The following is a 24,055-nucleotide window of genomic DNA, read 5'->3' on the forward strand; positions in this document are numbered from 1 at the left end:
GTTAAATTATCACAAATAGTATATGCTTTCTAGTTTTTGTTTACTAGCTTTACTTTATCAAACAATAAATACATGTCAAAAAGTATAAAAAAAATAGGAGTTATGACCTCTGGAGGTGACGCTCCAGGAATGAATGCAGCCATTAGATCTGTTGTTAGAACATGTGCTTTTCATAATATAGAATGCGTAGGTATTTATAGAGGTTATGAAGGTATGATTGAAGGCGATTTTAAGCCTATGAATGCAAGAAGTGTAAAAGGCATTATAAATAAAGGCGGTACAGTTTTAAAATCGGCTCGGTCAAAAACATTTATGACTAAAGAAGGACGTAAAACAGCATATCAAAAACTAACTGAAGCTAATATAGATGCTTTAGTAACTATTGGAGGAGATGGAACATTTACTGGAGCAATGGTATTTAATCAAGAATACGATTTTCCAATAATGGGAATACCAGGAACAATAGATAATGATATTTTCGGTACATCGCACACCTTAGGTTACGATACAGCTTTAAATACAGTTGTTGAAGCTATAGATAAAATAAGAGATACCGCTAGTTCGCATAACCGATTATTTTTTATTGAAGTTATGGGACGAGACGTTGGACATATTGCACTAAACGTTGGTGTAGGAGCTGGAGCTGAAGAAATTTTAATTCCTGAAGAAGATTTAGGTCTTGATCGTCTTTTAGAATCGTTGCGTAGAAGTAAAGCATCTGGAAAGTCATCAAGTATAGTAGTTGTGGCAGAAGGTGATAAAATAGGAAAAAATGTTTTCGAATTAAAAGACTATGTTGAAGAACATATGACAGAATACGAAGTAAGAGTTTCTGTTCTTGGTCATATGCAAAGAGGTGGTTCGCCTTCGTGCTTTGATCGTGTTTTAGCGAGTAGAATGGGAGTAAAGGCTGTTGAAAGTTTATTAGAAAATAAAACAAATTTTATGGTAGGCTTGTTACATGATAAGATTGCATTAACACCTTTAGATAAAGCTGTAAAAGGGAAATCAGAAATAAATATGGAACTCTTAAGAGTGTCAGATATAATGACAACTTAATAGTACATAAAAACAAATAATAGAATTAAATAATAATAAGAATAAAGAAATGTCAAATTTAAAATTAGGAATAAACGGATTTGGAAGAATTGGAAGAATCGTTTTTAGAGCAACAGTAAAAAGAACAGATGTAGATGTAGTAGCGATAAATGATTTGTTAGATGTAGAGCATTTGGCATACCTATTAAAATATGATTCGGTTCATGGAAATTTTGATGGTACCGTAGAAGTTGTTAATGGCCAATTAGTAGTTGACGGAAAAACAATTCGAGTAACTGCAGAAAGAGACCCAAAAAACCTAAAATGGGATGAAGTAGGCGCAGAAGTTATTGCCGATTGTACAGGAATATTTACAACATTAGACACTGCAGATTATCATATTCAGGCTGGAGCTAAAAAAGTAGTGATTTCTGCACCAAGTAAAGATGCTCCAATGTTTGTTATGGGTGTAAATGATGGTGATCTAAATGATAGTCATGCTATTGTGTCTAATGCTTCATGTACTACAAATTGTTTAGCGCCTTTAGCAAAAATTGTTGATGATAACTTTGGTATTGAAGAAGCTTTAATGACAACAATACATGCTAGTACTGCTACACAATTAACTGTAGATGGACCATCACGTAAGAATTATCGTTTAGGGCGTTCTGCAATTAATAATATTATTCCAACTACAACTGGAGCAGCTAAAGCAGTTGGTAAAGTAATTCCAAAATTAGACGGAAAATTAACAGGAATGGCATTTAGAGTTCCAACAGCAGATGTATCTGTTGTAGATTTAACTGTAAGAACAAAAAAAGAAACGTCATATGAAGCTATTAAAGCAGCATTTTTAAAAGCTTCTAAAGAAGAATTAAACGGAATATTAGGATATACTGAAGATGCAGTAGTGTCTCAAGATTTTGTAAGTGATACACGTACATGTATTTTTGATGCTGAAGCAGGAATAGAATTAAACTCTAAGTTTTTCAAATTGGTTGCTTGGTATGATAATGAATTTGCTTACTCTAACAAATTAGTAGATTTAGCTCAAAAAATTAATTCACTTTAATAACAATATAGTTTCCGCAGTATTTTATATAGTTTAAAATACTGTGGTTTTTTATCTTTTATTTATGATTTTAATAGTTGATAGTGGTTCTACAAAATGCGATTGGATCGCAGTTGATAAAAACGGACAACAACTTCTTGAAAAAATAAGAACTAAAGGTTTAAATCCTGCCATTTTAAAAGCAAAGAAGCTAAGTAAAATCATTAAAAAAAATGAAGCGCTTAAAGCACACAGGTTAAGTGTAAGCCATGTATTTTTTTACGGTGCAGGTTGTGGCACAGAAAATCCAAAAAACTTATTACATGATGTATTAAAATCAATTTTTATTAATGCAGAAATTGATGTACAAGAAGATACTATGGCAGCAGTAAGAGCTTCAATTAATCATGAAAATGAAGCAGCAGTAGTATGCATAATGGGTACTGGTTCTAATTGTAGTTATTATGATGGTAGTAAGTTGCATCAACGTGTTACATCTTTAGGTTATACAATTATGGATGAAGCTTCTGGTAATTATTATGGTAAGCAATTAATTAGAGACTATTATTATGATAAAATGCCAGAATCCATAAAGGTCTCATTTTCAGACAAGTTTAATCTTGATGCAGAATACATAAAATACAATTTATACAAACAACCAAATCCAAATGCATATTTGGCATCCTTTGCTGAGTTTATGTTTTTAAATAAAGACTCGAGTTATGTAAAAGACTTGATTAAAGATGGCTTTAGGTTATTTGCTGAGCATATGATTTTACAATTTTCTGATGAGATAAAAACAGCTCCTGTGCATTTTGCAGGTTCAATTGCGTTCTTTTCTCAAAATGAAATTAATGAAGTTGCTAACGAGCTAGGATTTAAAGTAGGTAATTTTGTAAGACGCCCAATTGAAGGTTTAGTAACTTACCATACTAAAAATCTATAAATCATGGAAATTGCAATTATTGCTCATAACGGAAAGAAACCAGAAATGGTTCAGTTTTTAAATGAGCACAAAGATATACTTCATCAAAAAGACATCAATTTAGTATCTACCGGAACAACTGGGCAAAAAGTTGAATTAGCAGGATTTAAAGTTCTTAAGCTATTGTCTGGACCATTAGGTGGCGATGCACAAATTGCAGCTAGAGTAGCAGAAGGTAAATGCAATATGGTTATATTCTTTAGAGACCCTTTAGAAAAACATCCACATGAACCAGATGTGTTGATGTTGCTACGGTTATGCGATGTACATGATGTGCCATTAGCAACTAATCCTTCAACTGCAAGCTTATTAATTAAAGCACTATAAATTTAATTGTTCTTTAGTGATTTAATAATTACAAATCCGCAAAGTATAGTTACTACTAATAAACCTACGGCTAGTAATGTTTTTCCGTAAATAAAATTACCAATAGCAAATAAGGTACAATACACGCCAATTACACCACAAAAGAATCCGAGGATTTTCATTCCGAAACCTTTAAATTTTGATTCATCTCCAAAAATTAAAGCGTTAAAAGAAGTAAGCGTATCATCATCTGTAGGTTTTGTTAAATAGGTTACAATAATCCAACCTATAGTCGTTACTACAACACCAAATACTAGTTGCCAATGACCAGCCATTTCAACCATAGGTGTATCTAATTTCCCGTTAATAAAGAAAAACAAAGCGATACCAAATGATAAAACCATAGCTGCAATTTCGCTATACGGATTTATTCTACTCCAAAACCAGCGTAGTATAAATAACAAACCAGTACCTGCGCCAATTTGTAACATTAAATTAAATGCATCACGAGCCTCTTCTAAAACAGTTGCAAGTAAAGCAGCTAAAACCATCATGACTACAGTAGAAATACGACCAATTAATACTTGTTCTTTTCCAGAAGCTTCTGGTTTAATAAAACGGGCATAAAAATCATTAACAACATAGGAGCTTCCCCAATTTAAATGTGTTGAGATTGTGCTCATAAATGCAGCTATTAAAGACGTTATTACAATACCTAATAAACCAGCTGGTAAAAACGTAAGCATAGCAGGATAGGAGAGATCATTTTTAACAAATGAACTTTCAAGATTTGGAAATGCAGCTTGCAAACTTTCTAAGTTTGGAAATATAATAATTGAAGCTAATCCAATAACAATCCATGGCCATGGACGTAATGCATAATGTGCAAAATTAAAAAACAGAACTGCCCAAGTGGCATGCTTTTCATCTTTTGCAGCTAACATTCGTTGTGCAATATATCCGCCACCACCAGGTTCTGCGCCAGGATACCAAACACTCCACCATTGTACAGCTAAAGGAATTATAAGCAATGGGATTAATAATTCGGGATTAGAAAAATCTGGAAGCATTGCTGTTTTTTCTGCTACAGCTGGTGTAGATAGTAGGTTTTTAAGACCTCCAATTTCTGGCATATTTACAATATGTATTGTTGCCCAAATACTACCAACCATTGCAATAATAAATTGCACAAAATCGGTCAGTAATACACCTTTTAAACCTCCTAATGTTGAATATATAACTGTAACTATAGATGCAATAAATAAAGTTTGAAATGTGGTAAACCCAAACATAACGTGGCCAATTTTTATAGCAGCTAAGCATACATTAGCCATAATTACAATATTGAAAAATACACCTAAATAAATCGCTCTAAAACCTCTAAGAAACGCTGCACTTTTACCACTATAACGTAATTCATAAAACTCTAAATCAGTAGTAATACCACTTTTTCGCCATAGTTTAGCATAAAAGAATACGGTTAGCATACCTGTTAATAGAAAACTCCACCAAATCCAATTACCAAAAACACCATCTTCTCTTATAACTCCAGCAACAAAATTTGGTGTGTCGGCAGCAAAAGTAGTTGCAACCATACTAACACCTAATAACCACCAAGGCATATTTCGACCAGAGAGAAAAAATGCTTTAGAATCTTTTCCTGCTTGTTTTGATACATAGATACCTATAGTTGCAAATAGGATTAAAAAAAAGATAATAATAATCCAATCGAGTGTTGAGATAACCATTTAATTGAGAATGAATGTTAGTTAAACAAATCTAATATTAATTATGAAATAAAAAAGGCATTAGAAAAACTCTAACACCTTTTTAAATAATTGATTAGTTGTATTGTTATGAAATCCAAGTTTTTGAAATGGCATTTTTTGCAAACCAAACAAGAAATATGGCAATTAAAATTATCATTATTGGCATTATTTTATCAACACCTTCAATAGTTACCATTAAATACACTTGCTGTATTGTTGCACAAATTGCAGAGATTACAAGTAAAATATAAGCCCATTTTTTTCTTAGCAATAAAGCTAAACATCCTAAGACTCCAGCAAATACTGCTATTGCAAAAAGAGCTGTGTACCAAGCTGGATGCTCGTATAAAAATTCTGCTTGTTGTTCTTCTGGTAAAGCAGCAATCATTTCATCAGTAATAAAAGCTTGAGCTAAATAAGCCATTACGCCCATAGCATTCCATATAAGTGCAATAACACTTATAATCCAAAACCAAATTGGAGGTTTGTTAGTCGATAAATCTGTCATAAATTATTAGTTTTTGTTAGTTAATGTTTATTAAAATCTTAACAATTTATGAAATTTAATATAAAGTCAATAAAAAACTCATTCAGATTTAACTAAATTGTTAAAAACTGAATGAGTTTTAATCTTTTTATTTATATGTAAAAGTTAACTCTCTACAACGTGTACTATAGGTGTTTTATTTACCCATTTGCCATTTTTTGATTCTCCAAGAATAATAACATCTTTAGTGAGTTCATATTCTTTAATCGTTCTTAGCATTTGTGCTTTAGTATCTCTATGCAGTTTTATCCCTGAATTTTTACCTCTATTTCGTATTTCAATATAAAATCCATCTCTGAATTTAATTGGTTTTGTTGGTGGTCTTCCCATGTATCTCTAAATTTTAAAAAGGATTTAAATTGCATATTAGTAAAAATTATATCCAAATGCAAACCCTCGGTATTATTAATGCAAAGATAATACCATATAAACTATTAGTGAACTCCTTTTTATAGTATTAAGTTATTTGTTTATTCAAATATCCTATTCAAGTCTAAAATTAGTTTTAACAGGATTCACAGTAGTTTTTTCGTATTTTTATTTTTTGTAATATTAAATAGAAGAAGATGTCAGAACAAAAATTTTCAAAAGAGGTTTTAGTTTTTTTTAAAGCTTTAGAAAAAAATAACAATAGAGATTGGTTTAATGAGCACAAAAGGGATTTTAAATCTATAGAAGCAGGAGCCAAAAAAGCATATAATAGTTTGTACGAAGCTTTAAATGTTCATGACGAAATCGATAAATTTAAGTTGTTTAGAATATATAGAGATGTTAGATTTTCTAAGAATAAATTGCCATATAAAACCCATTTTGGAGGTTCGTTTCATAGAAAAAAACCAGAATTGAGAGGTGGTTATTATTTACATATTCAGCCAAATAACGAAAGTTTTATAGCAACTGGTTTTTGGGAGCCCAATAAAGATGATTTGTTACGAATTAGACGTGAATTTGAAAGAGACGACCAAGACATTAGAAAAATAATTAATGATAACGCATTTAAAAGTATTTGGGGTGATTTTGTTGGAGATGAGCTAAAAACTGCGCCTAGAGATTTTGATAAAGAGCATCCTGCTATAGACTTGATTAAAAAGAAGCAATACATATTTACTAAGAAGTATACAGATAAAGAAGTAACCTCAGACGGTTTTATAAATAATGTAGATGCCGCATTTAAAGCTATACGACCATTTTTTGATTATATGAGTGATGTATTAACAACTAACTTAAATGGAGAATCACTAATTAACTAGCAACCTTTATACTTAAAAGCTGAATGTGATTGATAAGTCTATCTTTTACAATATGCATCATACGTTTATTTAATGCCGAAGAATTTTTAATGTAAAGTTTATATTCTTCAATGGTAAATTGACCAATAATCATTCCTTTAATAGAGTTTCTAAATTTCATGTCTTTATGAATTGCATTCTCTATATAATCTAGTTGTTTAGGTAATGACAAATCATAAAAAACATTTTTATGCTTCACTATATAGTTTTTAAAAACTTCAATAAACAGTTCATCTTGTAATTTAATAATTGGTCTTAAAGTAATATTCTGAAAACGTTCATCAGCACTCATAGTATCAAATAATAATGCTGAAGAGATAATTGGACGCATTTGTTTTAAGTCTGTAGATCGGTTTGTCATGGCTTTAGTTTTTATAAAAATAGAAATAATGAATTTTGAATATTGGCAGCTATTAATTTGATGTTAACATGGTTATTAACAAATACAGAAATCAAATAGAACTATTTGGCTTTATTATATGATTACTATAATTATGAAAGCTTAAAAAAGTATCTTTGATAAAAATGTAGCACATGAAATTTGGAAGTGTAGATAATCCGCAAGACATAGACTTTACTTTACCAAAAGACCATATTGATACAGCTCGAGTTTTAGATGCTGTAAAAGATGATAATGTTCCAGAAATTTATGTTGGTTGTGCCAAATGGAATAAGGCAGACTTAAAAGGATTTTATCCTAGAGGAACAAAAGATGAGCTCAGCTATTATTCGTCTCAATTTAATTCTATAGAGTTAAATGCAACGTTTTATAGAATATTTCCTGCTGAACAATTTGCAACTTGGTATGATAAAACACCAAGTGGATTTAAATTTTTTCCGAAACTAAATCAAGAGATTAGTCATTGGAAACGCTTAAACGAAGTGCAAGCTGTTGTAGAAAACTATTTGTATAACGCATCAAATTTAAAAGAAAAGCTTGGGACTATCTTTTTGCAAATGCATTCAAATTTTGCACCAAAAGATTTTGATAGAGTAGTGGCTTTTGCTGAAAATTGGCCAAAGGAAGTTGATTTAGCTATTGAGTTTAGACATACAAATTGGTATAATGATGAAGCAGTAGCAAATCAATTATTTGATTTGTTAGAAAAAAATAACATCTCTAATGTAATTGTAGATACCGCCGGACGTCGTGACTTAATGCATATGCGATTAACAAATCCCAAGGCTTTTGTACGCTATGTAGGTGCAAATCATGAGAGTGATTATACACGTTTAGACGATTGGGTTTTGAGACTCAAAGAATGGCAAGACCAAGGAATTAAAGAAATTGATTTCTTTATTCACCAAAATATAGAAAAAGAATCACCATTACTTTCAGCCTATTTTATAAAACAATTAAATAAAACTTTAGGGTGCCATTTAAAAGTACCTAATGAAGCCGATAGTAATGCACAACAAATATTATTATAAATGAGATTTCATACACGTAAATGGGTAAAACCCGAAGATTTAAATCCTAACGGAACTTTGTTTGGAGGACAATTATTAGCATGGATAGATGAAGAAGCTGCTTTATATACTATTATTCAGCTCGAAAACTCGAAAATTGTAACCAAATACATTTCTGAAATTAATTTTATGAGTTCAGCTAAACAAGGTGATATTGTAGAAATAGGAATGGAGGTTGTTAAATTTGGAAGATCATCTATAACCATGAAGTGTGAAGCACGTAATAAGATGACACGAGAAACGATTCTAACTGTAGATAATATTATTATGGTAAATCTTGGTAAAAATGGTAAACCATCACCACATGGTAAAACAAAAGTTGAATTTGTAAAAGATAGATTAAGCTAAACTATTGCCAGAAGACAACTCAAACAGTTCTAAGTCAAAATACGGAACAGCTGCAAGCATATGATCAAATATATCAGACATGATATACTCATAGTTTTCCCAACGTTTATCACTACTAAAAGCATAAATCTCTAAAGGAATACCCTGAGATGTTGGTGCCAATTGGCGTGTCATTATTGTCATTTCTTTATTGATTGCAGAATGAATTTCGATATATGACTGAATGTATTTTCTAAACACACCAAGGTTGGTTAAGTTTCTTCCATTAATTAATAAAGTTTTATCAATATTTTTTGATTGATTATACGTGTTAATGTCTTTTTGTCTATCAGTTAAATAGTTAGAAATAAGCTCAATATTTTTTAGCTTCTCAACATGTTCTTCAGATAAATAATGAACACTAGTAGCTTTTAAAATAATAGAGCGTTTAATACGCCTACCACCAGAAGCAGTCATACCTCTCCAATTTTTAAAAGAATCAGAAATTAAAGCATAAGTAGGAATAGTAGTTATTGTCTTGTCAAAATTTTGAACTTTTACAGTAGCCAAATTAATTTCGGTAACATCACCATCTGCGCCATATTTTTCGAAGGTTATCCAATCTCCAATACGAACCATATCGTTTATAGAAACTTGTATACTTGCAACAAACCCTAAAATAGTATCTCTAAACACTAAAATAATAACAGCAGATGCAGCTCCTAATGTAGTTACAAACTTCCAAAACGAAATACCACTAATAATTGCAAAGGCAGAAAACAACCCAATAACCCAAGCAAATATCATAAATACCTGTATGTAGCTATCTATAGGTTTGTCTTTAAACCGTGGTAATGTTTTTAAATAATCTTTAATAGAATTTAGAACGCTTCTTGCTATCCAAAGGGTTAGGATGATTCCAAAAACCTTAAGTCCTTTTTCGATAATATTTTCGATATACTGAAAATCATAAAACACTATCGGAATAAATTCTATAGCTATTAATAAAGGAATTATGTGTGCTATATTTCTAGGGACTTTATTTTTAACTAAGATGTTATCAAAGTTTGATTTTGAACGGTATGCAAAACCATTAAAAGCGTTTACTAAAAGTTTTCTAATTAAGAAATCTATTACAAATACTATTATTAACAGCGCTAATAATAGAGCAATCATATTCATATATTTTGCTGAACTATCTGTTATGCCGACTGAAATTAAATAATCGTATAGTAAGTGATGAATCTTATTCATAGACGCAAGTTACTTCAAATATTTTTTGTCGACATAAAAAGTACCAAAAGGAATAATAGAAGCTAAAAGCACATTGCGCAATGTTTTACCTTTCCATTGTAATCTTGAACCTATAATAACAGCTAAAACTATATAAGCTATAAATAGTAAACCATGTGGCATGCCCAGCATTTTTACATATTGTGGGTCGCCAAGAAACCATTTTATAGGTGAAGCAATAAAGAGTAAAAGTATGTATGATACACCTTCTAAAAAGGCAATAACTCTAAAACTGTTTAATAAAGAAAGCATATGGTATTTTATTTAAATGCAAAAATACCATACGCATTATGATTGGTCTAATTTTTTATAACTTTTTTAACGAGAACAACCTCATTTGCAGCATTTAAAATTTTTGCAAAATACAACCCAGATTGAAGTGTTGCTAAGTTTAGTGTTGTTGCACTATTATCTATTAAAGTATTGTAAACTTGTTTGCCTTCTAAACTAAATAATTTTAATTGTAATACTTCATTTTTAGGATTAGCTATTTGAAGTTCATTATTAAAAGGAATAGGGAAGAGGCTAATTTGGTTTTCTAAAACTGAAGGGTTTGTAGATAGTGTATCATCAAAATATTCTAAAGCTAAATTAAAAGATTCTATGCCAATTTTCTCGCCAATAATTCGTCCTCTAATATCATCAATTGGAGGATGAATTCCGCCCCAAATTCTTGATAAACTTGTTTGATCTGAAGCATCACGATAAGTTGCCCATTGTAAAGTTAAATTGGTGCTTGGACCTTCTTCAAAAACTAAAAAATCATTTTGTACAACATCGAAAGTTCCCATTCCACCAGGAAAAAAAGGGTCACCAGTAAGCATCGTTAGTACTTCTGAAGCTGCTCTAGAAAAAGTAGAATGGCCAGATACATAACCTGCAAAAGGAGGCGTTACAAAAGTACCTCTTTGATATGGCCACCAATGTGTGCCTAAAATCCAATCTACACCAGCAATATCTGTATCTGGATCGGTAATAAAATCAGGTCCTTTCCATGCGTAAGTTTTTATTTTTCCAATATTTTCTGGTGCGTTTTCTGCTAATGGGTCACCAGGTTCAATAATTTCAATTAAACCAGGAATAAGAGGTAAACCATGTGGATCATAGCTTGCTATTCCTTCAGGTGTTGTATTATCGGTACTTTGCCCTTTACTTGCCATATAACGAATGGCAGAAATTGGACGAATAAAATCGTAATAACCTTTTATTCCCCAAGTATTAATTGCAGAATCATGCATGGCACCACCTAAAGTTAAATAAGATTTCACATCCCATTGTAAATCATCTAATAATGGGCCTTGTCCACCCATTTTTTTTACAACATCAGGATGGTCACTAACATAATTCATAATAGTAAACCAGTGTCCTGGCGGTGTTTCAGAATCAGGGCCATCTGCCCAAAACTCTGCGAGAACTCTAGCATAATCTGAACGTTTAACCATTTGAGGTGTATAAGCTAAACCAGTTGAAGGATTGATATTATGACCTGTACTTGCATCACCACCAGCAGCAAAATCATAAAAAGTTTTATACTCTTCAAACGTTTCTGGAAAATTATTAATATCAAAATTTCCAATTGCACCAGGTGAAATATCTATCATAATATCATTAGCATTGTTAGGGTCTAAGTGTGAAGACCAAGCTATTACTAAAGCAAAATGCCATTTATAGGGATCGTCAATACCATCTTCATTATTTGAGTTTTGAATATAAACCGGCGGTCCTGGATTATTATATACATAACAATCAAAGCCATTATTTAAAACCTGTAAATCTTCATTTTTTAAACAAAAAGGAGAAACTTCACCCCATTCTGGGCTTAAAAAAGCTGGAGTATCAGACGGAAAAACATTTCCACTTTGGTCTACAAACGTATCAAAAGCCAATGGTTGCCATACATTAGGATCTATAGAACCATTATCTTGGTACAATTCTAAAATTAGTGGTGTATTTGATGGTGTATAATAAATATTTGCATAATCGTTTTGGTCATTTGATTTATCTTGATTACCAAAAACAATCATTTCACTAGCTAAATAATTACCTAAAGCAGCATAAGATCCTGAGCTATAATCGATAGAAGTGAAGTTCTTGTCATAACCATAACTAGTTAGTTGGTCTTCAAAACTTTGAAGCACACTTAAACCTCCTGGAGAATTTGAAAATCTATAATTAAGCAATCGATACATAGCATAACTAATAATTTCATGTCTTGCATCATCTTTATCTTGAGCACTAACAGGAATAGTAATACCAGAAAAATTGCAAGTATATCCATTAAAGTTTTTTCCTAAAAAAACAGTTGTAGCTTGAGTATCAAATATTGCCCAAGCGTCATACATAAGTACAGATGTATGAAATAGATTTCTTGCATGAACTGTTGGTCTTGCATAATCTGAACGAATAGCATCTAGTAAAACATCATTCCATTCACGAGCAACAGAATGTTGCCCATTAGTATTGAATGAAAAAGTGATTAATAGTACAAAAAGAAATGTAATTTTTTTCATTGGTAATCAGTAGGTTAATTGTTTATTATTTCAAAAATAATAAAGTTTTTTGTAAATGTTTAATTAATCGCTTAAATGATTAATTTATTGGTTAAGGCTAAATTTAGATGCTTAGAGTATTATAACACAAAACTCTATTTTACATAATATAAATTATAGTACACTTTTAATATTGGATTATCCAGTGGATGATTCAATATTAAAACAACATTTAGTTATAGATTTGATGTGTGTTACTATGTAGCTATAATGATATTATGTAAAATATCCCAGAAGCATTCGTTTTCATTAGAATAATTGGAACTTGGGTCATTAATCTAATAAGCGGTTTGCTTCGCAGCGTTTATAAAACATTTGTATCTATAATTAGCCGTTATGTAAAATAGCCGCTACCAAGCGCTCGATTGTTTTATAAAATCAAATTGTTATCACAATTTATTTTACACACAATTATCCATCGCTTGCCAACGCCAAAAAAAGCAAAAGCTGTTAGCATTGTATTTATAATTCGTTTGCAATTGAAATTCTCATTGTAAAAAGTTTTCAGAAACTTCAAGTTAACATTACGCAACAGTACAAAATTTTCCCTTGCTCAATTCCTTGCTTAAAAATTTCTGTACACTTGCTTTATCCTTGCTTCCATTAGAATATTCTTTTAATTGTAAATCCTAATATTATGTAAAATAGAAATTGAAACTGTAGGATTTCTTAAGGTCTTACTTATCTTTTTTTCTTGATAAAAAAAGAAACAAAAAAATCAAGACTGCATAAAACTTTGGAAACAATTAACGGTTCGTTACGCTATATTTTAGGAAACATTGTAACTAACCAAGATTACTAAAGAAAATGCCTTAAAACATAGAAATACCATGAAAAATAGTAACTAAACCCCTAAAATATGGTCGCTCCATTCACCTATTGTTTTAACCAAAGTTTTATGAGGTCGTTTTTAAATAAAGAAACCATTAATGTTTTCTATTCTTATTTAACCATTTATTGAATACTTTTTTTTGTCCAGGAAGTATTTTATCCAAAAGCATAATTGATTCATTTACTTTGCTCAAATCTTTTAAATTACCGATTTTTTGTTTTAAAACACTCTGTCTTTGTTTATCTACTTCATTAACAAACCCTGTCATGTCATAATAATTTGACATTATGTATAAAATTTTTGCATATTGATTAAAATCAAAAGAACTCCTTACTTTCTCCATATTTTCTATCATATCATCTAATAATACTTCTCTTGCTTCATCAATGTTTTTATAATGTGAACCAATAAAAAGAATGGTTATATGTTTATATGATTTATTATCATATTTTACTATCTTTTTTGATAAATTAATATAGGCTTCATCTTCAATTAATAAAAGAATTTTAAAAGTAGATATAGGATATAATTCAACATATAATTGAAAATTGTTAAGGAAAAATCTAATATTTAAATAGTTAATTCCTTCAGATATTTTTTCATAGTTTATTTGATATTTTTTTGAGAATAATTTTAATATATCAAAGCTATATCTATTAATTGCTCCAAATAGTTCAAATAAATTTACACTATTAGTACTCATACTTTTTAATTCTTCATAAAATGTATCTGATTTAATAAGCTCATTCATTAATTCAAATCCTCTTATTTGATTTATTTTATGTAAAGAGTTGAAAAAATGACTAATTTCAGAAATATTGGACCTGTAAATCTTGGATAAAATTGAATTGTTATCAGAATCTTGTAGTAATTTTAGAGCTAAATTTTGCTCACCAAGATTAAACAGAAATGCAATTCCTTGTCTAAAGCCGGTTAAATTAGCATTATTAAAAAAATTGCAAATTTCATTATAATGAAAAAGTTCTTTTATATAGTCATTTCCAGTCGGTTTTAGATTTCTTCTATAACTGGCATAATAAAATGAAAACATTTCATTATTTAAGATTTTTTTAGAATTCTTACTTTCAAGAATGAGTTTTTTAAAATAAAAATTAAATAATTCTGGTGCATAAATGGAAACACGATTAATAAAAACAAGAGTTTCATTTACATCACATTTAGAATAATATTTAAGCAAAATATTTTCAATTTCTTTATTTAATAAGTCAGAATATATTTTCCCTTTAGATAAGAAATGAGTTATTAAATGATGCGTATTATCAGGATATTCAACGTTTTCAAAAAGTTTTAAATATTGTTTCAAGTTTGAATCAATGAAGGTTTCTAAATTGTCGAACTTTTTATCAACTCTTTCAGTAGAATATTTATAATATGATTCTAAATATAAATTAGCTGTTTTTGAATGTTCAAAGTATAGAGTATTATTATACCTGAAAATAATACCATCTTTTTCTAATTTCAATGTCTCATTTTCATATTTAGGGATTGTTTCAAATGGAATTTCAAAAGAGTATAAAGACAGATAAATATTTAGACAATTAATTGTTTCTTTATTGAGTTTAAGGTATTGTCTTTGATAGAATTCTTGCAGCATTCTTTCCTTACCAATTTTACTTAAAGTTTCCTCATTTTCCCATAATTTTAAATACGCTTTTAAGGCAATTAAATTATCACCAACATGTCTAATTATCTTGGAACTATTACCAACATAATATTGTCTTGAATTTTTGGATATATAATATTTTTTATACTTCTTAATTATGTTTTCAATTTTTTTGGACATCTTAATAACCCCTAAATCAAGAGATAAATTCTCGAATTCATCAAAAAAATTTGAATTAAATGTGTTAGAGAAATCTAAATGGCTTGAAATATTTCTGGATAAAAACAAAAAGCATGAGGGAGAATTGTTGTTTACAAAATAATATTTGATTTTTGAAGCGTTTTCAATGTCTAAATGACAATCATCTATGATGAATAGTATATTCTCATCACGCATATTATTGAGCGATTCAACTATTTCATTTGCACTAAACTTATGATATTTAAAGCTATGATAAAGTACAGAATAATTACTTTCTTTGAATTTTTGTGCAATTTTAAGTGCATAAACTGTTTTACCTATAGCAGGTTCGCCTTTTATTAATGCCGAATTATTGAGTATAAGTCTGCGAAATATCCTTTCAATTTCGTCTTGCTCTGCTTGAGTAAAGGCGACTAAATTGTTAGAAAATAATTCTGAAAAACTCTTATTAGTAACTTTATCTATACTTTGGAAAACAGGTAAATACCTTTTATTATATTCTTCAATATCAAAATATTTAACTTTTCCTTCAGCTACAATTTTATACCAATTATCTCTATGCTTTCTTAATTCTTCTAACGAGTATTTATTTCCTTTAGGTTCTTTGTTATTGTAGTGTCCTGCTTCACTGTGACAATCAAAACACAAAGGGATTGCATTTTCAAAACTATTATCATTTGAAATATAATAAGGTATAATGTGATGAACCTCTATATTTCTTCTTGCAGTTTTATGACAAACACAGCAATGGCGTGCTGATGCAACTAACGCTTGAACTTTTATTTTTGGTGGAAATCCCATAATTATATTAGGTATCTAATATATGAAATTGTAGGTATAATAAATCATTCCACACACATTATGCTTCCCTCCTACGTCGTCGCATAAAAAGTGTTCCATTAATTTTGTAAAAGAAGCTTTGGAGAAGAAAACTTTTAAAAGAAAAATCAGCAAACGTAACTATTGCTTTTACCAAAGCAAAGTAACATAATGCTGAACATTATAGTACACTTTTAATATTGGATTATCCAGTGGATGATTCAATATTAAAACAACATTTAGTTATAGATTTGATGTGTGTTACTATGTAGCTATAATGATATTATGTAAAATATCCCAGAAGCATTCGTTTTCATTAGAATAATTGGAACTTGGGTCATTAATCTAATAAGCGGTTTGCTTCGCAGCGTTTATAAAACATTTGTATCTATAATTAGCCGTTATGTAAAATATCCGCTACCAACGCTTATTGCTTTGATAAAATCAAATTACTATTGCAATTTATTTTACACACAAATGCGAAGCATTCATGAACTCCATATTAAAACAATAAAAATCAGCGAATAACTTCCATCGCTTGCCAGCGCATTATAAAAGCTTAACTTTTGCTACGTTTTAAAAATCTAAAAATCTTGGCGTTTAGCTATTCTTAAAAACCTCTATTGGTTTCTTAAAACTTTTAAACTCCAACATATAACCATTTGGGTCTTTAACAAAAAACGACAAATGTTCTCCAGATTTGTTTTTCAAAAACGTTGCTTGTGTTACTAATTCTAAATTAAGTTTATTAAGTTTAGAATACATAGCTCCCCATTCATCTACACTCAATATAATTCCAAAATGAAAAGAAGGAAGAATTTTTCCCTCGAATACATAATTAGGATTATTAAAATTAAACTTACCTGCTTGTGTAAAAGTAATTTGATGACCGAATAAATTAATATCTGCCCAGTTATTAGAATGTCTTCCTAAAATAGCTCCAACTGTTTCTACATAAAATTTTTTGGTGTCTTCAACATCCGTGCATGGTAATGAAAGGTGAAATAAATTGTCCATATTAATTTGCGTTAATTAGTTCTAAATATTCTATTCTAAAAATAATGAAATCATCTTCATCATCAACAATGTCATCTGAATAGGCTAAATGAAATACTTTGTTTATCAAATTTTTATCATGTTTTAAATCAAACTTCATTAATATTTGAGGATGTATTTCTTCAAAATCCATATCTACACCATTATCTAAAGTAAACGTGTAAAACCCGTTTTTATGAGATTTAAAAATTGCTGTTTCGTATCTTGGTTTCATAACTACTTAGTTTATATTTATGGCTTTTAATTTTCATGAAATTATTCTAAATCTTCCTCGACTATAGTATCCAAGTTACCATTATCGCTATCATTATTATTATTAAAATCATCTTCACCATCCTCAAAATCTTCCATAGCTTGAACCAATCGCTTTCCAACTTTCACAAGATAAACGGTATCCTCTGTTTTCACTTCAACAGCTTCAATAAATTCATTTTGTGCATTTCTGAATGCAACTATATCTCTATCAGCATATCCGTCAGGAAATTTCTCTACTAGAAGATTTAAAATAGCCTCATTCAACTTTTGATAATCTACAATTTTACGTATCATTTTATTTTTTATTACATGCCTAACAAATAAGCAAAGATTAATGGAGCAACAATCGTAGCATCACTCTCTATTATAAATTTTGGTGTATTAATATCTAATTTTCCCCATGTTATTTTTTCGTTAGGAACAGCTCCAGAGTACGACCCATAGCTGGTTGTAGAATCACTTATTTGGCAGAAATAACTCCAAAAGGGTGTATCTGTTCGCTCCATATCTTGATATAGCATTGGTACAACACATATTGGAAAATCACCAGCTATACCTCCGCCGATTTGAAAAAATCCTATTCCATTTGTAGAATTATCAGTATACCAATCGGCAAGAAAGGTCATATACTCAATTCCAGATTTCATAATATTGGCTTTAAGTTCTCCTTTTAAGACATAGCTTGCAAAAATATTTCCCATAGTACTATCTTCCCATCCAGGGCAAATTATAGGTAGATTCTTTTCTGCTGCTGCATACATCCATGAATCTTTTAAGTCTATTTCATAGTATTCTTCTAATACTCCAGACAATAGCATTTTATACATATACTCATGTGGTAGATAACGTTCTCCCTTATCATTTGCATCTTTCCATATTTTATAAATATGCTGTTGTAATCTTCTAAATGCTTCTTCTTCAGGAATGCAAGTATCTGTAACACGATTAAGCCCTTGTTCTAATAAATCCCATTCTTGTTGCGGAGTTAAATCACGATAATTAGGAATTCGTTTATAATGAGAATGTGCCACCAAGTTCATAATATCCTCTTCTAAATTTGCTCCTGTGCATGAAATAATGTGGACTTTATCCTGTCGTATCATTTCGGCAAAAATCTTTCCTATTTCTGCTGTACTCATTGCTCCTGCCAAAGACACTAACATTTTTGAGCCTTGATTTAATTGTGTTTCATAGGCTTTTGCAGCATCAACAACTGTAGCAGCATTAAAATGTAGAAAGTATTCTTCTATAAAGTTGGTAATTGCGCCTTTAGTAGTCATCTTCTTCTTTAAATTTTGATAGGTTATTAGTTAGTGGTTTATCATTATAAGTATTGTCATAATCGTCTTCAACAGTTTCATTTTGAAACTTATAACTTAACATTTTGTAATACAGTTTTGCTGCAAGAAAATCTGAAGATTTATCAATTTCATTAGGACATAATTCAACAATATCAAAACCGACAACATTTTTTTCTGTAAAAACTTGCTTTAAAAAATCTAAGGTTTCATACCATAATAAACCACCTGGTTCTGGTGTTCCTGTACTTGGTAGAATTGAAGGGTCAAAAGCATCTAAATCAAATGTTATAAACACATTTTCTGTCATCTGGTCAATAGCAGAATCCATCCAAGAATCATCTATTGCCATATCGTGAGCAAAATAAATTTTGTCTAAATTCATAATAGATTTCTCTTTTATGTCCATAGAACGAATGCCTACTTGAATTAAATTGGTATTCTGACTGGCTTCATAAACGGCACAAGCATGATTGCAAGTACTACCATCATAACTTTTTCGTAAATCGGCATGGGCATCAATATGTAATACTGTTAAGCTTGGAAACATCTCATTAAATGCTCTAATAGTACCAATCGATATAGAATGTTCTCCCCCAAAAATAGTTACAAACTTATTTTTCTTAATGTATTTTTTTGTGACTTCATGTACTGCTTCCACCATACTTTCTGGAGAGGTGTTTTCAGTAACCGCATCTGTTAAGTAAACGCCTTGTTTATAAACTTCCGAATCGGTTTCAATATCATAAAGCTCCATATTCTCAGAAGCCTCTAAAAAGGCTTTTGGTCCTTTATCTGCTCCCTTTTGCCATGTACTTGTTCCATCATAAGGAACAGGGATTAATACAATCTTTGCCTGTTCTAATTTTGCAAATTCTTCTGGTATTCCTGCGTAAGTTTTAGTTTTCATTTTTTATTTATCTGCTAATTGTAATTCAGCATTTGTATTAAATTTTTGAATTGTATGTTTTTCAGGCTTTTTATCATAGCCTAAAATTTCAAGCAATTCTTCACTTTTTTGTTGTTCTCTAAATAATTGTGTTGAAATATTTCCGTGGGTATCTTTATCAATTAAAATATGCTTAGGCGCAGGAATTAAACAATGCTGTAAACCTCCATAACCACCAATAGATTCTTGATAAGCTCCAATGTTGAAAAACCCTATGTATAATGGTTTATCTTTATGGTATTTTGGCAAATAAATAGCGTTCATGTGTTGTTCGCTGTTATAATAATCATCACTATCACAAGTTAATCCTCCAAGTAAAACACGCTCATAAGTATCATTCCAACGATTTATGGGCAACATAATAAAGCGTTTATTAATCGCCCAAGTATCTGGAAGTGTAGTTATAAATGAAGAGTTTATCATATTCCATTTTTCCCTATCGTTTTGTTGCTTTTGATAAAGCACTTCATAGATTGCTCCACCACTCTCGCCAACCGTGAAACTTCCAAACTCTGTGAAAATATTTGGTACATCTACGTCCTCCTCTTCACAGGTCAATTTAATTTGATTAATGATTTCATCTATGATATATTCATAATCAAAATCAAAGGCTAATGAGTTTTTAATAGGAAATCCTCCTCCAATATTTAAACTATCAAGGGTAGGACATATCTTTTTTAAACTTGTATAAACTTTAAGACATTTTAAAAGCTCGTTCCAATAGTATGCATTATCTCTAATACCAGTATTAATGAAGAAGTGAAGCATTTTAAGCTTTACTTTTGGGTTGGCTTTAATTTGCTTGTTATAGAATGGGACTATGTTTTTATAACCTATGCCTAATCTCGACGTATAAAATTCAAATTTGGGTTCTTCTTCTGAAGCTATACGAATGCCTATATTATAGTTGTCATGTATTTCATTTGAAAGCAAATCAATCTCTTCATAATTGTCAATAATTGGAATACAATTTTGATGACCGTTATTAATTAGCCTCGCAATATTTGTGATGTATTGAGCACGCTTAAATCCATTACTGATAACAAACGTATTATTATTTATTTTTCCTTCTTCTTTTAAAGTCTCAACAATATCAATATCAAAAGCCGAAGAGGTTTCAATATGTATATCATTCTTCAAAGCTTCATTTAAAACATGCTTAAAATGTGAGCTTTTTGTACAATAGCAATAGTTATAGTTCCCATTATAACTATGCTTTTTAATGGCGTTCTCAAACCATACCTTTGATTTATTTATATTATCGGATATTTTAGGTAAGTATGTGAATTTTAAAGGTGCACCATAAGTTTCAACCAATTTATTTAGGTCTATATCATGAAAGCGTAAGTGATCTTTGTCAAGAAGAAATTCTTCTTGGGGAAAATCAAAAGTTTGATTGACTAAATCAATATATTTTGTGTTCATTATAAATGTGATAAAAGTTATTAAAATACAAAAGCATGTAGCTTTCCTAAAAAAGAATTAATAACTAAAATCAAATCATAATTTGAAATTGCATTTTGGGGACAAAACACAATTTATACTGCGTAGATATGTTTTTTATAACGGAAGTTAGCTTTAAATTTCGGTTACTTACTCCGTAAGCTTCTTTTGAATATGACTTCCTAATTTTCAAAAGACCGAACTTATAAACATGTTTCAATTTGTTCAGCTAAAAGCTCCTATGATAAAAGCTTTAGTAAAGCAAATTAAATACAAAAATTTTATATTTTACTATTTTTTATTTTTTTTTAAACATTTTCATTATATACATATTTAATCTTCAACATTGCACTATTCTACAAAACGTAACAATTGACTGATGAATTTATAAGAATTAAAATCTGGAGTGGCTTGACTTATACTATAAGAAATCGCAGTTTTTGTTTTTGGGCAATAACCAACAAACGTGTTATAAAAGCCAAAATGCCCATAATACACATCTTCATTAACTATAAATTCATAAACTCCTAATCCATAACGACTTTCGTGTTCTTTAGTAAACTTTACATTTACCATTTTAGTTAATGATTCTTGATTGATAAGCTTATAATTAAATAATGCCTTTATAAAAATTGCTAAGTCTGAATTTGTAGATACTAATCCGCCACCAGACCAATCGAATGATGTATTAAAATTTGAAAAATTAATTTGACCTAAATATTGGCTTATTTGATTAAATTCTTTCTTTGGCTCTTCATAAAACTCAAAAAAAGTATTTTCCATTTTCAAAGGTTCTATTATCCGGTTTCTTATGGATTGAGCTAGTTTAGTTTTATCTATTTGCTCGATAATTAATCCTAATAAAAGATAATTTATATCGGAATAATACCAACCTTCATTAGGTTTAAAATGAGGTTCGCGATTTAAGTTAAGCTGGTAATATAATTCGATAAGTGATTTAGGAGTATATTGCTTATTGGGGTTTTGCATCAACATCTCAAAAAATGCCTCTTCCCTATCTGTAAATATATCTGCAAGTCCAGAACGATGCGATAACAGTTGCTCGATGGTGATATCCTTTGCATATTTTATGTCATCTATTATATGAAGGTTTTCAAAATCTAAATATTCTATTTCCTTTAAATAAGAAGACACCTTATCATTTACATTAAGTTTGCCTTCTTCTTGAAGTTGAAGTATAAGCGTTGCAACAAAAAGCTTTGTACTACTTGCTATTTTAAAGGCACTATGTTTTGTAACACTCGCTTTATTTTTATCTGTTAGTCCAAAACCTTCATTATATATAAAGTTATTGTTTTCATTTTCTATGTACAGCAAAATACTATGCACAGGGTTTTCTGATTGATGATTAATTTTATTGCTAATTATTTTACTAATCGAATCGGTTTGCCCGAATATTAGATTTGATAAAAAGAACAAAATATACAATTGCGTTTTCATATTGCTAACTTTTAATTGCCACTGCATCTTTAAAAAAATTATGTAAGCGATGTGTTCCAAATCTTGGTGCTATATTATCTTTTGCCATTAAAGTTAAAAAAAACTCAATTGGCCCATAGGTTTTAGATGATGTAAACGTACGTAATGCCCAAATTATAAACCTTCTTATCCAATCTGGTAAATGAATAATCTTCACGGGTTTTTGATGTGCATCTAAGGCCATCTCTCCTATTTCATTTAAGGTTAAAATATCTGGACCGCCAACTATAATTTCGTTACTGGCAGATTTAATGGCTTGCATGCAAACTATAGCCAAATCTTCACCATGAATTGGATTAAACTTTTGTTCGCCATTACCAAAAAGATAAATTTTTCCACGTTTTGCCATATCTAAAAAATCTTTCATATCTGAAAAAAAACCATTGGGACGAACAATTGTATAGTCTAATCCTGAGCTTTTTAAGGCATCTACAAATTTTTCTTTGGCTTCAAAAATTTTAAGGTGTCTATATTTATTTCCATTAATTGCAGAAATGTAGATAAACTTTTTTACGCCAGCTCGTTTTGCTTCATTTAACAAATTTAAATTGGCTTGATAATCGACATCCATATAGGTTAATCCATCTTTTTGTCGTGTAATACCAATGGTAGAGATTACAGTAGTAACGCCTTCACAAACACCTTTTAATGTATTGGGTTTGGTTACTTCGGCTTTTATAATTTTAACCGTTTTACTTTCTAATGCTTTTAGTTTTTGAGATGACCTTGCAATAAGTTTTGTTACAATTTGCTCTTTTACTAACTCTTTTGCGATGTAACTACCCAAATAACCTGTTGCTCCAGCAAGTAAAACGTTTTGGTTATTAATGCTTTTCATTTTAAAATATTATAGCCAATTAAAACCTAAGCCAATGCTAAACAAAACAGCGTCACGATGTGCGTCTCCCTTTAAAAAAGCACGACCTAAAACTAATTTGGATTGTACATTGAGTGCGAAATTTTTCTTTTTGCAAACTTCGTAACCTGTACTTGTCATTACTGCACATCCAAAATTCCAATCGTCGTTGGCATCTTTAATATCGTATAATGCTGGTCCATCAATGGCTAATCCAATTCCGCCATGAATCCACCATTTATCTTTTACCCAATATTGCACTGATGGAATAAAGCCACCAAAGTGCCTGTCGTTATCTTGAAATTCATAAATCATTCCTGGCATAGCTACTGTAACGGCTAAGTTTTCATTAAGCATATAACCCAATTTTATTTCAGGAAAACTAATGGCGCCTTGCGATTTATCAAAGGTTTGTATGCCTTTACTATCTTCAACACTTATTATACCGCCACCAATACCAAATTCAAACATAAAGCCTTCACGTTGGTTTGAGATTTCATTTTTATTATTTTGTGCTGCTATTATTGTAGATACTAACATTATTGCAACCAGTGCAAATTGTTTTATAATTGATTTCATTTTTTTATCGATTTTACTG

Annotated in this window: 24 protein-coding genes; 7 read left to right on the forward strand and 17 right to left on the reverse strand. The window is 30.2% G+C overall.

The window, feature by feature from the left end; translation table 11 throughout:
* The first annotated feature begins 72 nt into the window (after nucleotides 1–72).
* The 4 genes from pfkA to BXY80_RS07535 all read left to right on the forward strand — a co-directional run bounded on the left by pfkA (nucleotide 73) and on the right by BXY80_RS07535 (nucleotide 3,401).
* Nucleotides 73–1,059, forward strand: a complete 987-nt coding sequence (pfkA, locus tag BXY80_RS07520) for a 6-phosphofructokinase (protein WP_120200649.1) — start codon at nucleotides 73–75, stop codon at nucleotides 1,057–1,059.
* Nucleotides 1,060–1,108: 49 nt separating this feature from the next.
* Nucleotides 1,109–2,110 carry a type I glyceraldehyde-3-phosphate dehydrogenase gene (gene gap, locus BXY80_RS07525; RefSeq protein WP_120200650.1) on the forward strand — a complete coding sequence of 334 codons (1,002 nt, stop codon included), beginning with the start codon at nucleotides 1,109–1,111 and terminating at the stop codon, nucleotides 2,108–2,110.
* A 64-nt stretch (nucleotides 2,111–2,174) separates the two neighbouring features.
* Nucleotides 2,175–3,035 carry a BadF/BadG/BcrA/BcrD ATPase family protein gene (locus BXY80_RS07530; RefSeq protein WP_120200651.1) on the forward strand — a complete coding sequence of 287 codons (861 nt, stop codon included), beginning with the start codon at nucleotides 2,175–2,177 and terminating at the stop codon, nucleotides 3,033–3,035.
* Nucleotides 3,036–3,038: 3 nt separating this feature from the next.
* A complete protein-coding gene (locus BXY80_RS07535) occupies nucleotides 3,039–3,401 on the forward strand; it encodes a methylglyoxal synthase (RefSeq protein WP_120200652.1) in 363 nt (120 codons plus the stop codon).
* A 2-nt stretch (nucleotides 3,402–3,403) separates the two neighbouring features.
* Here BXY80_RS07535 and BXY80_RS07540 read toward each other — a convergent pair whose 3' ends face one another.
* The 3 genes from BXY80_RS07540 to BXY80_RS07550 all read right to left on the reverse strand — a co-directional run bounded on the left by BXY80_RS07540 (nucleotide 3,404) and on the right by BXY80_RS07550 (nucleotide 6,026).
* Entirely contained in the window at nucleotides 3,404–5,128 is a 1,725-nt protein-coding gene (locus BXY80_RS07540) for a sodium:solute symporter family protein (RefSeq protein WP_120200653.1), read from the reverse strand.
* A gap of 106 nt (nucleotides 5,129–5,234) precedes the next feature.
* Complete coding sequence (locus BXY80_RS07545) at nucleotides 5,235–5,657, reverse strand: hypothetical protein (RefSeq protein WP_120200654.1); 423 nt, start codon at nucleotides 5,655–5,657, stop codon at nucleotides 5,235–5,237.
* Nucleotides 5,658–5,801: 144 nt separating this feature from the next.
* Nucleotides 5,802–6,026, reverse strand: coding sequence for a hypothetical protein (locus BXY80_RS07550; protein ID WP_120200655.1), 225 nt, complete (start codon nucleotides 6,024–6,026; stop codon nucleotides 5,802–5,804).
* Nucleotides 6,027–6,262: 236 nt separating this feature from the next.
* Between BXY80_RS07550 and BXY80_RS07555 the strand changes: the two genes are divergently transcribed.
* Nucleotides 6,263–6,946 (forward strand): DUF2461 domain-containing protein, encoded by a 684-nt coding sequence (locus tag BXY80_RS07555; RefSeq protein WP_120200656.1) that lies wholly within the window; start codon nucleotides 6,263–6,265, stop codon nucleotides 6,944–6,946.
* Here the strand turns inward: BXY80_RS07555 and BXY80_RS07560 are convergent.
* Complete coding sequence (locus BXY80_RS07560) at nucleotides 6,939–7,346, reverse strand: glyoxalase (protein WP_120200657.1); 408 nt, start codon at nucleotides 7,344–7,346, stop codon at nucleotides 6,939–6,941. The two genes, BXY80_RS07555 and BXY80_RS07560, sit on opposite strands and share 8 nt — an antisense overlap.
* 173 nt (nucleotides 7,347–7,519) lie before the next feature.
* Here BXY80_RS07560 and BXY80_RS07565 point away from each other — a divergent pair, with 173 nt between their 5' ends.
* Both BXY80_RS07565 and BXY80_RS07570 read left to right on the forward strand, forming a co-directional pair.
* Nucleotides 7,520–8,416, forward strand: coding sequence for a DUF72 domain-containing protein (locus BXY80_RS07565; protein WP_120200658.1), 897 nt, complete (start codon nucleotides 7,520–7,522; stop codon nucleotides 8,414–8,416).
* Nucleotides 8,417–8,803: an acyl-CoA thioesterase gene (locus tag BXY80_RS07570; protein ID WP_120200659.1), complete on the forward strand. Its 387-nt coding sequence runs from the start codon at nucleotides 8,417–8,419 to the stop codon at nucleotides 8,801–8,803. It begins immediately after the preceding gene.
* Here BXY80_RS07570 and BXY80_RS07575 read toward each other — a convergent pair.
* From BXY80_RS07575 to BXY80_RS07635, 13 genes are all read right to left on the reverse strand, one after another.
* Nucleotides 8,795–10,036 carry a mechanosensitive ion channel family protein gene (locus BXY80_RS07575; protein ID WP_120200660.1) on the reverse strand — a complete coding sequence of 414 codons (1,242 nt, stop codon included), beginning with the start codon at nucleotides 10,034–10,036 and terminating at the stop codon, nucleotides 8,795–8,797. The two genes, BXY80_RS07570 and BXY80_RS07575, sit on opposite strands and share 9 nt — an antisense overlap.
* A gap of 9 nt (nucleotides 10,037–10,045) precedes the next feature.
* Nucleotides 10,046–10,327, reverse strand: a complete 282-nt coding sequence (locus tag BXY80_RS07580) for a DUF3817 domain-containing protein (protein ID WP_120200661.1) — start codon at nucleotides 10,325–10,327, stop codon at nucleotides 10,046–10,048.
* A 47-nt stretch (nucleotides 10,328–10,374) separates the two neighbouring features.
* Nucleotides 10,375–12,585, reverse strand: a complete 2,211-nt coding sequence (locus BXY80_RS07585; protein WP_120200662.1) for a T9SS type A sorting domain-containing protein — start codon at nucleotides 12,583–12,585, stop codon at nucleotides 10,375–10,377.
* A gap of 965 nt (nucleotides 12,586–13,550) precedes the next feature.
* Nucleotides 13,551–16,082, reverse strand: coding sequence for an HNH endonuclease (locus BXY80_RS07590; protein ID WP_120200663.1), 2,532 nt, complete (start codon nucleotides 16,080–16,082; stop codon nucleotides 13,551–13,553).
* A gap of 618 nt (nucleotides 16,083–16,700) precedes the next feature.
* On the reverse strand, nucleotides 16,701–17,117 hold the full coding sequence (locus BXY80_RS07595) for a VOC family protein (protein ID WP_120200664.1): 417 nt from the start codon (nucleotides 17,115–17,117) through the stop codon (nucleotides 16,701–16,703).
* Between the two features lies 1 nt (nucleotide 17,118).
* Nucleotides 17,119–17,370, reverse strand: coding sequence for a hypothetical protein (locus BXY80_RS07600; protein ID WP_120200665.1), 252 nt, complete (start codon nucleotides 17,368–17,370; stop codon nucleotides 17,119–17,121).
* 41 nt (nucleotides 17,371–17,411) lie between these two features.
* Nucleotides 17,412–17,705, reverse strand: coding sequence for a hypothetical protein (locus tag BXY80_RS07605; RefSeq protein WP_120200666.1), 294 nt, complete (start codon nucleotides 17,703–17,705; stop codon nucleotides 17,412–17,414).
* A gap of 11 nt (nucleotides 17,706–17,716) precedes the next feature.
* Nucleotides 17,717–18,691, reverse strand: coding sequence for a deoxyhypusine synthase family protein (locus BXY80_RS07610; protein ID WP_120200667.1), 975 nt, complete (start codon nucleotides 18,689–18,691; stop codon nucleotides 17,717–17,719).
* Nucleotides 18,681–19,619: an agmatinase gene (speB, locus tag BXY80_RS07615; RefSeq protein ID WP_120200668.1), complete on the reverse strand. Its 939-nt coding sequence runs from the start codon at nucleotides 19,617–19,619 to the stop codon at nucleotides 18,681–18,683. Before speB ends, BXY80_RS07610 begins: the two co-directional genes overlap by 11 nt.
* A gap of 3 nt (nucleotides 19,620–19,622) precedes the next feature.
* Complete coding sequence (locus tag BXY80_RS07620) at nucleotides 19,623–21,083, reverse strand: type III PLP-dependent enzyme domain-containing protein (protein WP_120200669.1); 1,461 nt, start codon at nucleotides 21,081–21,083, stop codon at nucleotides 19,623–19,625.
* A gap of 369 nt (nucleotides 21,084–21,452) precedes the next feature.
* Entirely contained in the window at nucleotides 21,453–22,562 is a 1,110-nt protein-coding gene (locus BXY80_RS07625; RefSeq protein WP_162843286.1) for a serine hydrolase domain-containing protein, read from the reverse strand.
* A 4-nt stretch (nucleotides 22,563–22,566) separates the two neighbouring features.
* Nucleotides 22,567–23,439: an SDR family oxidoreductase gene (locus BXY80_RS07630; RefSeq protein ID WP_120200671.1), complete on the reverse strand. Its 873-nt coding sequence runs from the start codon at nucleotides 23,437–23,439 to the stop codon at nucleotides 22,567–22,569.
* A 9-nt stretch (nucleotides 23,440–23,448) separates the two neighbouring features.
* Nucleotides 23,449–24,036, reverse strand: coding sequence for a hypothetical protein (locus BXY80_RS07635; protein ID WP_120200672.1), 588 nt, complete (start codon nucleotides 24,034–24,036; stop codon nucleotides 23,449–23,451).
* Between the last annotated feature and the right edge of the window lie 19 nt (nucleotides 24,037–24,055).

Source organism: Ichthyenterobacterium magnum, assembly GCF_003610635.1.
GTDB lineage: Bacteria > Bacteroidota > Bacteroidia > Flavobacteriales > Flavobacteriaceae > Ichthyenterobacterium > Ichthyenterobacterium magnum.

What these genes read in the sequence shown, in the direction of transcription:
- BXY80_RS07580 (WP_120200661.1), bottom strand. Translation starts at nt 10,327, where the DNA reads ATGCTTTCTTTATTAAACAGTTTTAGAGTTATTGCCTTTTTAGAAGGT.
- BXY80_RS07570 (WP_120200659.1), top strand. Translation starts at nt 8,417, where the DNA reads ATGAGATTTCATACACGTAAATGGGTAAAACCCGAAGATTTAAATCCT.
- BXY80_RS07560 (WP_120200657.1), bottom strand. Translation starts at nt 7,346, where the DNA reads ATGACAAACCGATCTACAGACTTAAAACAAATGCGTCCAATTATCTCT.
- speB (WP_120200668.1), bottom strand. Translation starts at nt 19,619, where the DNA reads ATGAAAACTAAAACTTACGCAGGAATACCAGAAGAATTTGCAAAATTA.
- pfkA (WP_120200649.1), top strand. Translation starts at nt 73, where the DNA reads ATGTCAAAAAGTATAAAAAAAATAGGAGTTATGACCTCTGGAGGTGAC.
- BXY80_RS07600 (WP_120200665.1), bottom strand. Translation starts at nt 17,370, where the DNA reads ATGAAACCAAGATACGAAACAGCAATTTTTAAATCTCATAAAAACGGG.
- BXY80_RS07610 (WP_120200667.1), bottom strand. Translation starts at nt 18,691, where the DNA reads ATGACTACTAAAGGCGCAATTACCAACTTTATAGAAGAATACTTTCTA.
- BXY80_RS07635 (WP_120200672.1), bottom strand. Translation starts at nt 24,036, where the DNA reads ATGAAATCAATTATAAAACAATTTGCACTGGTTGCAATAATGTTAGTA.
- BXY80_RS07575 (WP_120200660.1), bottom strand. Translation starts at nt 10,036, where the DNA reads ATGAATAAGATTCATCACTTACTATACGATTATTTAATTTCAGTCGGC.
- BXY80_RS07555 (WP_120200656.1), top strand. Translation starts at nt 6,263, where the DNA reads ATGTCAGAACAAAAATTTTCAAAAGAGGTTTTAGTTTTTTTTAAAGCT.
- BXY80_RS07595 (WP_120200664.1), bottom strand. Translation starts at nt 17,117, where the DNA reads ATGGACAATTTATTTCACCTTTCATTACCATGCACGGATGTTGAAGAC.
- BXY80_RS07565 (WP_120200658.1), top strand. Translation starts at nt 7,520, where the DNA reads ATGAAATTTGGAAGTGTAGATAATCCGCAAGACATAGACTTTACTTTA.
- BXY80_RS07585 (WP_120200662.1), bottom strand. Translation starts at nt 12,585, where the DNA reads ATGAAAAAAATTACATTTCTTTTTGTACTATTAATCACTTTTTCATTC.
- BXY80_RS07625 (WP_162843286.1), bottom strand. Translation starts at nt 22,562, where the DNA reads ATGAAAACGCAATTGTATATTTTGTTCTTTTTATCAAATCTAATATTC.
- BXY80_RS07540 (WP_120200653.1), bottom strand. Translation starts at nt 5,128, where the DNA reads ATGGTTATCTCAACACTCGATTGGATTATTATTATCTTTTTTTTAATC.
- gap (WP_120200650.1), top strand. Translation starts at nt 1,109, where the DNA reads ATGTCAAATTTAAAATTAGGAATAAACGGATTTGGAAGAATTGGAAGA.
- BXY80_RS07620 (WP_120200669.1), bottom strand. Translation starts at nt 21,083, where the DNA reads ATGAACACAAAATATATTGATTTAGTCAATCAAACTTTTGATTTTCCC.
- BXY80_RS07535 (WP_120200652.1), top strand. Translation starts at nt 3,039, where the DNA reads ATGGAAATTGCAATTATTGCTCATAACGGAAAGAAACCAGAAATGGTT.
- BXY80_RS07545 (WP_120200654.1), bottom strand. Translation starts at nt 5,657, where the DNA reads ATGACAGATTTATCGACTAACAAACCTCCAATTTGGTTTTGGATTATA.
- BXY80_RS07590 (WP_120200663.1), bottom strand. Translation starts at nt 16,082, where the DNA reads ATGGGATTTCCACCAAAAATAAAAGTTCAAGCGTTAGTTGCATCAGCA.
- BXY80_RS07550 (WP_120200655.1), bottom strand. Translation starts at nt 6,026, where the DNA reads ATGGGAAGACCACCAACAAAACCAATTAAATTCAGAGATGGATTTTAT.
- BXY80_RS07630 (WP_120200671.1), bottom strand. Translation starts at nt 23,439, where the DNA reads ATGAAAAGCATTAATAACCAAAACGTTTTACTTGCTGGAGCAACAGGT.
- BXY80_RS07530 (WP_120200651.1), top strand. Translation starts at nt 2,175, where the DNA reads ATGATTTTAATAGTTGATAGTGGTTCTACAAAATGCGATTGGATCGCA.
- BXY80_RS07605 (WP_120200666.1), bottom strand. Translation starts at nt 17,705, where the DNA reads ATGATACGTAAAATTGTAGATTATCAAAAGTTGAATGAGGCTATTTTA.